Origin of the sequence: Delftia sp. UME58 (assembly GCF_014170385.1) — a bacterium.
Taxonomy (GTDB): Bacteria; Pseudomonadota; Gammaproteobacteria; order Burkholderiales; family Burkholderiaceae_C; genus Comamonas; species Comamonas acidovorans.
The window spans coordinates 444,633-453,047 of record NZ_LZZV01000052.1 but is presented as its reverse complement, the minus strand read 5'-3'; the positions used below and the strand labels follow the sequence as shown (position 1 = coordinate 453,047).

The window sequence follows — 8,415 nt, the reverse complement described above, 5'->3', positions numbered from 1 at the left end:
GTTCCGGACAGTCGCTGTCCTTCACCGTGGTGGTCGCACCCGATGTCTCCCCGGGTGCTGCCGCCGTTCCCACGGGAACGGTCGAAATCATGGCTGGCGGCCTGTCGCTGGGCACGGCGGGCTTGTCCAATGCCAGGGCCATCCTCGCCTCCACCCAACTGACGGTGGCCGGCCCGCATGCCATCGTTGCCCGGTACGGCGGCGATCGCGGCGAGATAGTTCCCATCGCCGCCGTACCGGGCAACGATGGCATGCGGGCCGGCCACCGTCAGTTGGGTGGAGGCGAGGATGGCCCTGGCATTGGACAAGCCCGCCGTGCCCAGCGACAGGCCGCCAGCCATGATTTCGACCGTTCCCGTGGGAACGGCGGCAGCACCCGGGGAGACATCGGGTGCGACCACCACGGTGAAGGACAGCGACTGTCCGGAACGCGAGGGATTGGCGCTGGAGGTCAGCGTGACACGGGAGGGGCCTTGACCCACCGCCGCCATCTGCATCGCCTGGGGAGCCGCTTCATGGTCCGCATCGCCGAGCTGGCTGGCGTTGATCGTGCATGTCCCTGCGGCCTGGAAGCGGATGGTGCTGCCGGAGGCGCTGCAGATCGTCGCGGTCAAGGCATCCACGGCGAACGTGACGGGGTTTCCCGAGGCGCCTCCGACGGCGGCCACGTCATAGGTATCCCCCACCCGCGCGCCGGCCGGCGGTGCCGTGGTGAAGGTGATGGCCTGAGGCGCTTTGGCAATGGCTCCTGCCGCCGCCGGGCAACTGGTATCGCTGGCCGGCCAGTAGCGGTTGCCCGTCCCCGTGAACGTTTCGCCGCCACAGTTGTTGCCGGGCGCGTTGTTCGTGATCTGGTTGCCTTGGAGTGTGCGGGGGCGGTTGAGCGTGAACGAGACGCCGGCACCCGAACCCGGAGACGCCAGCGCGTTGCCGGTGACGGTGCTGTCGGTCATGGTGGTCGGCACCCCGCTGCGCAGGCCCCCTCCCAGCGTCCGGGCCGTGTTGCCGGACAGGCGGCTGCGCTCCACCGTCAGCGAGCCGCTGCCCGTGCCGTAGATGGCTCCGCCCTGTCCCCCTGCCTGGTTGCCGCTGAACACACTGTCCACGATGGTCACCGTGCTGTCGCGGCTGTACAGTCCCCCGCCGTTGATGCCGGCCGTGCTGTCCTGCACCACGCTGCGTTCCAGGCGCAAGGTGACGCCGTTGTCCAGGTAGATGGCGCCGCCGTCTTCACCGGCGGCGGTCTGCCCGCCGCGCAGTGTCAGGCCGCGCAGCGTAAGCTGGACACCGCTGCCCTGGGCCGACACCAGGCGGGAGGCGTTGCCCGCATCGAGGACCACGCGCTGGTCCCCGTCGATCGTGATGTCCGAGGTGGTGAAGCTGAGGTCGATGGGGTTGCCTGCCAATGCAATGGCGGTGAGGCTGCCAGCGGGAAAGACGGCCGGGTCGAACACGATGGTGTCCGCGCCATTGCCCGATACGCATGCGCCGTTGCCCCAGCTGCCGTCATCCATCTGGGCACTGGTCAATGCCTCACGCAGGCTGCAGTCCGCTGCACCGGGCGTGTTGTCCGTGGTATTGACGACGATGGTCGCGGCCTGGCCATTGAGTGCCAGCAGGCTGCACAGCGCGCCAGGCACTGCCAGGTGCCAGAGGCGCCGAAGGGGTCTGTGAAGAAAAGCGTGCACGGTTCCTCCCGTTGCGCTGCGTGTCCCGGGCAGACCCGCGCGCTGCTATTGCGGACCGCGTGACCTTAGCTTTCTGCGAAGATCGTGAAAATGTGCCGGCGGCACATCGCAGGCCTGAAAATGCGGGCCCGGCCGGCCCACCTATCGCCAGCACTTCGAGCACGCCATTGGATTTCGCGACATGACCCTGTCAACGCAGCAACTGGGGCAACTCAATCAGGCCATCCTCGCGGTGCACGGCGCGCCCGATCTGCACGCGCTGGCCACGCATTTGCTGCACGCGCTGCGCCTGGTGGTGCCGGGTGACATACGGGTGGTGGATTTCTCCGGCATTGCAGAAGTCCGCGGCTACACGGCCTACGATCCGGTGCGGGCCATTTCCTCCGAAGTCAACGCTGCGGTGCACCGGTATCTGGCCGACAACCCCTTGTATCGGCAGCGCCAGACGCAGGCCGCCAGCATTTCCGACCTGCTGACTCGCGGGCAATGGCAACGGACGGCGCTCTATGCCCAGGCCTACTCCCAGGTGGGTCAGCAGGACGGACTTGCGCTGGACGTGGACCTGGGCCACGGCGCGATGCTGACCCTCAATGTCACACGCGCATCGCGCGGCTACACGGCTGCGGAGCGCATGGCGCTGACCTTGCTGGGGCCGCATGCGCAGGCGCAGTGGCGGCGTCTGAGCCGGCAGCAGCGGATCAGCCAGGCGGCATGGCAGGCGCTCTCACCGTGCTCGCCGGCTGCCGACGTGCTGAGCCCGCGCGAACGTGAAGTGCTGCAATGGGTCGCCAACGGCAACACCAACGCAGAAATCGCCACCATGCTGGAGTTGCGTGCAGGCACGGTGAAGCGGCACCTGGAAAACATCTACCGCAAGCTGGGAGCTATCAATCGGCATGACGCCTTGTCGAGGATGCGCAGGCCGGATTTCTAGCGCGTGTCGCGCGCTTGTGCGAACCCGCGCGAGCGCCGTGCGCGGGGCCAGCTCTTCGAGAAGCAGGGAAACCGGCCCTACGGCAAGACGCTCCGGTAGGCAATGCCAAACCGCTGGGCCAGCGCGTGCAGGCGCTTGTCCCGCGACCACAGGCTGGCACCTGAAGATATGAGTGCCGAGGCCAGGAGCGTGATGTCCACCAGACCGCAGCCCAGACCAAAGAGTTGCTCGCGCTCTATCAAGGCCAGCACTTCGCGCATGCTGGCCTGTCGGGCAGGCTTGAGCCGCTGAAGGTCCGCGAGCGTGCGTGCGCGTGCCGGTGGCGTGCCGCAAGCCAGTTCACCCAGCACCAGGGGATGCATGAGCGCCATGTCTTGCTGCAGCAACTGCGCCAGGTGAGGATTGCCCTGCCTGAAGTGATCGATCCAGACCGAGGTATCGACCAGAACGGGATTCATGGCTCGATGCCCTGTGGGCGACGGGGAATCTCCCGCATGTCCGGTGCGGAGCCTCCCAGCGCGGCCAGACGCTTGGCCGCCTGCACTCTCACGAAAGTCTTGATGGCTTCGCGAAACAGGTCGGCCTTGTCCATTTCTGGCTCCGCCAGCTCCAGCGCTTCCTCGTACAAGGCGTCGTCGATGGTGACCGTGGTTCTCATGGCAGACCTCATTGCATCAATGTTGAAGCAAGTTTGCATCCAATGGCGCATCCCTGCAAGTGAGCCGCGCGGGATGGCGCCGGCTTTGCCCGCATGGTGTTTTTAATCTATTGGTTGTATCATGCAACCAAATTGCGAAGGAACATCGCCATGGACATGCAGCAGCGTCAGTTGGAACTGGCCGGCCCCCTGCCGGCCCTTGCACCATCGGGGCGACTTCGGGGGCGTGTCTGCCTGGTGGTGGGCGCCACCAGCGGCATAGGCCGGGCCACCGCCCTGCGCATGGCCGAGGAGGGCGCCGCCGCCGTGGTGGTCACGGGGCGCCGCCGTGAGCTGGGCCTGGAGCTGGAGCAGGAAGTCCGGCAGCGAGGGGCAGACGGCCTTTTCCTGGCCTGCGATGCAACGCGGCAGGAGGACATGGCGGCGGTGGTGGAGCAGGCCGTGGCGCGCTTCGGGCGGCTGGACGCGGCCTTCAACAATGCGGGCTTCCAGGAGCGGCGCGCCGCGCTGGCCGAGCAGGATGACGCGGTCTTTTCCCAGGTCTTCGATACGAATGTGCGTGCGGTCTTCCACGCCATGCGCCATGAACTGGCGGCCATGCTGGCAACGGGCGGCGGCACCATCGTGAACAACACCAGCGTCAGCGGCATACGCAATCCCAACCCGGGCCTGTCGCTGTACGGCGCCTCCAAGGCTGCTGCCCTGTCGCTGACCCGCGCCGCCGCCATGGAGTACGCGCCGCGTGGCATCCGCATCAATGCCGTTGCCCCTGGCCGCGTGGTCACGGACATGATGCTGGGCTCGGGCATTGCCGACATGCATGCCGTGGCGGCGAGCCTGCCGCTGCGGCGCATGGGCCATCCGCAGGAGGTGGCCACGGCCGTCGTCTGGCTGATGTCGGACGAGGCGACCTTTGTGGTCGGGCACTGCCTGGCGACCGATGGCGGCTTCCTGGCCGGATGAGCCTGCCCGGGGCAAGTCCGTTGTGCGAAGTGAGCACTACCGGGTTTGATATGATGACTGTATAAAGATACAGTTTTCGAGCGGCCTGGCTGCCCGATCTGCCAGGCCCATGCTCCCTCCCCACCGTTTCTACTACCTGCACAACTTCCAGCGCGCGCTGGACTGGATCGGCCAGCGTTACGGCGATCTGCTGGACGCGCCCGAGCAGGAATTCCTCACCCGTTTCACGCAATTGCCCCAGCCCTCGCGGGCGCTGATGGTGCGTTTGCTGATGAGGCGCGGGCCCTGGTTTCGGGCCGGCAAGCTGGTGTACGAAGAGATTCCCGCCATTGCCGACGCGGCCGCGCCCCTGCTGGAGCTGGGCTGGCTGGACGCGGGCCACCCCATGGCGCTGGAGGAGCTGTTTGCGCTGCACACCAAGCCCGAGCTGCTGCAGCTGTTCGCAGGCGAACCCGTTCACGCGGGCCTTCGCAAGGCCGAGCTGTTGCAGGCCCTGCAGCCCCTGCATGAGGCGCCCAGGCCCTATGCGCAATGGCAGCCCCGGGGCGTCGGAGCCGGCCAGGCCGCCTGGCGCGTAATGGTGGGTGCGCTGTGCGAGCGCTTTCGACTGATGTTCTTCGGCAACCTCTACCAGGACTGGTCGGAATTCGTGCTGGCCGACCTGGGCGTGTTCCGCTACGAGGCCGTGGCCTTTGACGCCGCCTCGCGCGCGTTCCAGTCGCGCAGCGACGTCGATGGCTACCTGGCCCTGCAGGCCTGCCGCGCGGCGCTGGATGAGGGCGTGGAGATCGATGCGCTGCTGCAGCAGCTGGCCGGCTGCGCCAGCGGCAATGCCTGGCTGGAGCAGCGCCGTGCCAAGGTGCTGCTGCGCATAGGCCAGGCCTGCGAGCGCATGCAGGACTGGGAGCGTGCCGAGCAGGCCTATGCGCAAAGCCGCTACCCCGGCGCGCGCCACCGGCGCATGCGCGTGTACGAGCGCATGGAGCGCTTTGCCGATGCCATGGCGCTGGCCCAGGCCGCCCAGGCCCAGCCCGAAAGCGACGAGGAACTGCAGCGCGTGGCGCGCATGCTGCCGCGCCTGCGCCGCAGCCTGGGGCAGGGCGCGCGCGGGCGTGCGGCGGCGCTGGCGCCCGTGGTGGCGCAGATGCGCATGGACGTGGAGCTGGAGCTGCCGGCGCGGCCCGCATCGGTCGAATACGTGCTGCGCGACCATTGGCACAGCGAGGATGCGCCCGTGTTCTACGTGGAGAACGCGCTCATCAACTCCCTGTTCGGCCTGCTGTGCTGGCCGGCCATCTTCGCGCCGCTGCCGGGCGCCTTCTTCCACCCGTTCCAGAGCGGCCCGGCCGACCTGTCCGCGCCCGACTTCGCGCAGCGCCGCGCAGCATTGTTCGAGGAATGTCTGGCGCATCTGGACGATGGCAGCTGGCGCGAGGTCATCGTGCAGCGCCATGCCGACAAGCAGGGCCTGCAGTCGCCCTTCGTGTTCTGGGGCACGCTGAGCGCGCCGCTGCTGGAGCTGGCCCTGGACTGCATTCCGGCCGCCCACCTCAAGCTGTTCTTTGCGCGGTTGCTGCGCGACGTGCAGGCCAACCGCACGGGCTTGCCCGATCTGGTGCGCTTCTGGCCAGCCGAGCGCCGCTACGAACTGGTCGAGGCCAAGGCCCCCGGAGACAAGCTGCAGGACAACCAGATCCGCTGGCTGCAGTACTGCGCCGAGCACGGCATTCCCGTGCGCGTGTGCCATGTGCAGTGGCGCGGCCAGCCGCTGGGAGAGGCCGCGTGAGCTACACCGTGGCCGTGCGCGCGCTGTGCGAGTTCACGGCGCGCGCGGGCGACCTGGACCTGCGCTTCACGCCCGCGCCCAGCGCGCTGGAGGGCATGGCCGGCCACAGCCTGGTGCAATCGCGCAGGGGCAAGGACTACGAGACCGAGATCAGCCTTGCCGGTGAATACCGCGACCTGCGCGTGCGCGGCCGTGCCGACGGCTTCGATGCCCAGGCCGGCCAGCTGGAGGAAATCAAGACCTACCGTGGCCAGATCGAGGGCGTGCGCGCCCACCACCGGGCACTGCACTGGGCCCAGGCGCGCATCTACGCCCATCTGCTGTGCCAGGCGCGCGGCCTGCAGCGGCTGCGCGTGGCCCTGGTGTATTTCAACGTGGGCAACTCGGAGGAAACCGTGCTGGTGCAGGAGGAAGACGCGGCCACGCTGCGCGCCTTCTTCGAGCAGCAGTGCGCGCTGTTCCTGGACTGGGCGCGCAGCGAGGCCGCCCACCGCGCGGCGCGCGAGGCGGCGCTGGCCGCGCTGCGCTTTCCCATGCAGGGCTTTCGCGCGGGCCAGCGCGAGCTGGCCGTGGCCGTCTACCGCGTGGCGCGCGCGCAGCAGGGCGGCCAGTGCCTGATGGCGCAGGCGCCCACGGGCATCGGCAAGACGCTGGGCACCATCTTCCCCATGCTCAAGGCCATGCCGGACCAGGGCCTGGACCGCCTGTTCTTCCTGACGGCCAAGGGCACGGGCCACGCTCTGGCACTGCAGGCGCTGGCCAGCGTGAACCGGCAGATTGCCGAGCAGCACCAGACACCGCCGCAGGAACCGGCTGCGCCACAACCTCCGCCCTCGCCACCCGCGCCACCCGCAAGGCTGCGCGTGCTCGCCATCCTGGCGCGCGACAAGGCCTGCGAGCACCCCGGCAAGGCCTGCCACGGCGACTCCTGCCCGCTGGCGCGCGGCTTCTTCGACCGGCTGCCCGCCGCGCGCGCCGCCGCGCTGCAGCAGGCCCCCTGGGACCCGCCCGCCGTGCGCGCCGTCGCCCTGGCGCACGAGATCTGCCCCTACTACCTGGCCCAGGAACTGGTGCGCTGGAGCGACGTGGTCGTGGCCGACTACCACTACTTCTACGACAGCGCCGCCATGCTGTTCGCGCTCACCCAGGCCCAGCAATGGAAGGTGGGCGTGCTGGTGGACGAGGCCCACAACCTGCTGGAGCGCGCGCGCCGCATGTACACGGCCGAGCTGTCGCAGCTCGCCCTGGCCGCGGCCCGCAAGGCGGCCACCGGAGCGGTGCGCAAGGCACTGGACCGGCTCGGCCGCAGCTGGAGTGCGCTGAACAGGGAACAGACCGCCAGCTACCAGGCCCATGAGGAAGTGCCCGCAGGCCTGCTGGGCGCCGTGCAGCGCGCCGTGGCCGCCATCGCCGACGCCAATGCCGACAGCCCCATGCTGCCCGGCGACCCGGTGCTGGATTTCTACTGGGAGGCGCTGCAGTTCATGGCGCTGGCCGAGCAGTTCGGCGGCCATGCGCTGTTCGATGTCCATCTGCTGCCCGGGCGCTCAGGCTTCCGTCGCGCGCCGGCTTCCACGCTGTGCATACGCTGCGTGGTGCCCGCGCCCCACCTGGCGGCGCGCCATGCGGCGGCGCATGCCTCGGTGCTGTTCTCGGGCACGCTGAGCCCGCCGCATTTCTACCGCGACATCCTGGGCCTGCCCGAAGCCACGCACTGGCTGGAGGCCGACTCGCCCTTCCAGGCCGACCAGCTCGATGTGCAGGTGGCCGGCCACATCTCCACGCGCTACCGGGACCGCGACCGCTCGCTGCGGCCCATCGCCGACCTCGTGGCCGCGCAGTACGCGCGCCGGCCCGGCAACTACCTGTGCTTTTTCAGCAGCTTCGACTACCTGCAGCGCGTGGCCGAATGCCTGCAGCGCGCCCATCCCGATCTGCCCGTCTGGCTGCAGACCCCGTCCATGGACGAGGAGGGCCGCGCGGCCTTCCTGGCCCGCTTCACCGAGGCCGGGCAGGGCGTGGGCTTCGCCGTGCTGGGCGGCGCGTTCTCCGAAGGCGTGGACCTGCCCGGCGAGCGCCTGATCGGCGCCTTCGTGGCCACGCTGGGCCTGCCCCAGGTCAATCCCGTCAACGAAGAGATGAAGCGCGCCATGGACCGCCAGTTCGGCGCGGACAAGGGCTATGACTACAGCTACCTCTACCCGGGCCTGCGCAAGGTGGTCCAGGCTGCGGGCCGCGTCATCCGCAGCGAGCACGACCGCGGCGTGGTCTTTCTCATTGACGACCGCTATCGGCGCGGCGAGGTGCAGGCGCTGCTGCCGCGCTGGTGGCGGGTGGAGGGCATGCGATGATCCGGGCCCGCACCAGTCCACGACTGACATCCCGC

General features: G+C 69.0%; 6 protein-coding genes and 2 pseudogenes. 5 read left to right on the top strand and 3 right to left on the bottom strand.

Going from position 1 to position 8,415, the window contains the following annotated elements; translation table 11 throughout:
• Positions 1-26: 26 nt before the first annotated feature.
• Positions 27-149, top strand: a pseudogene (locus A9976_RS15090) (hypothetical protein); the annotation flags it as partial.
• Positions 150-263: 114 nt separating this feature from the next.
• Here A9976_RS15090 and A9976_RS15085 read toward each other — a convergent pair.
• Positions 264-1,514 (bottom strand): annotated as a pseudogene (locus tag A9976_RS15085) (right-handed parallel beta-helix repeat-containing protein); the annotation flags it as partial.
• Between the two features lie 355 nt (positions 1,515-1,869).
• Here A9976_RS15085 and A9976_RS15080 point away from each other — a divergent pair.
• Positions 1,870-2,622: a helix-turn-helix transcriptional regulator gene (locus A9976_RS15080; protein WP_183019687.1), complete on the top strand. Its 753-nt coding sequence runs from the start codon at positions 1,870-1,872 to the stop codon at positions 2,620-2,622.
• Between the two features lie 77 nt (positions 2,623-2,699).
• Here the strand turns inward: A9976_RS15080 and A9976_RS15075 are convergent, their stop codons facing one another.
• Complete coding sequence (locus tag A9976_RS15075) at positions 2,700-3,080, bottom strand: type II toxin-antitoxin system VapC family toxin (RefSeq protein WP_183019686.1); 381 nt, start codon at positions 3,078-3,080, stop codon at positions 2,700-2,702.
• Complete coding sequence (locus A9976_RS15070; protein ID WP_016448366.1) at positions 3,077-3,280, bottom strand: type II toxin-antitoxin system VapB family antitoxin; 204 nt, start codon at positions 3,278-3,280, stop codon at positions 3,077-3,079. Before A9976_RS15070 ends, A9976_RS15075 begins: the two co-directional genes overlap by 4 nt.
• Before the next feature lie 150 nt (positions 3,281-3,430).
• On the opposite strand from A9976_RS15070, the gene A9976_RS15065 reads away from it, so the two are divergent.
• From A9976_RS15065 to A9976_RS15055, 3 genes are all read left to right on the top strand, one after another.
• A complete protein-coding gene (locus A9976_RS15065) occupies positions 3,431-4,243 on the top strand; it encodes an SDR family NAD(P)-dependent oxidoreductase (protein WP_183019685.1) in 813 nt (270 codons plus the stop codon).
• A 109-nt stretch (positions 4,244-4,352) separates the two neighbouring features.
• Positions 4,353-6,029, top strand: coding sequence for a VRR-NUC domain-containing protein (locus A9976_RS15060; RefSeq protein WP_183019684.1), 1,677 nt, complete (start codon positions 4,353-4,355; stop codon positions 6,027-6,029).
• Positions 6,026-8,380 carry a helicase C-terminal domain-containing protein gene (locus tag A9976_RS15055; protein ID WP_183019683.1) on the top strand — a complete coding sequence of 785 codons (2,355 nt, stop codon included), beginning with the start codon at positions 6,026-6,028 and terminating at the stop codon, positions 8,378-8,380. Before A9976_RS15060 ends, A9976_RS15055 begins: the two co-directional genes overlap by 4 nt.
• Positions 8,381-8,415 lie beyond the last annotated feature (35 nt).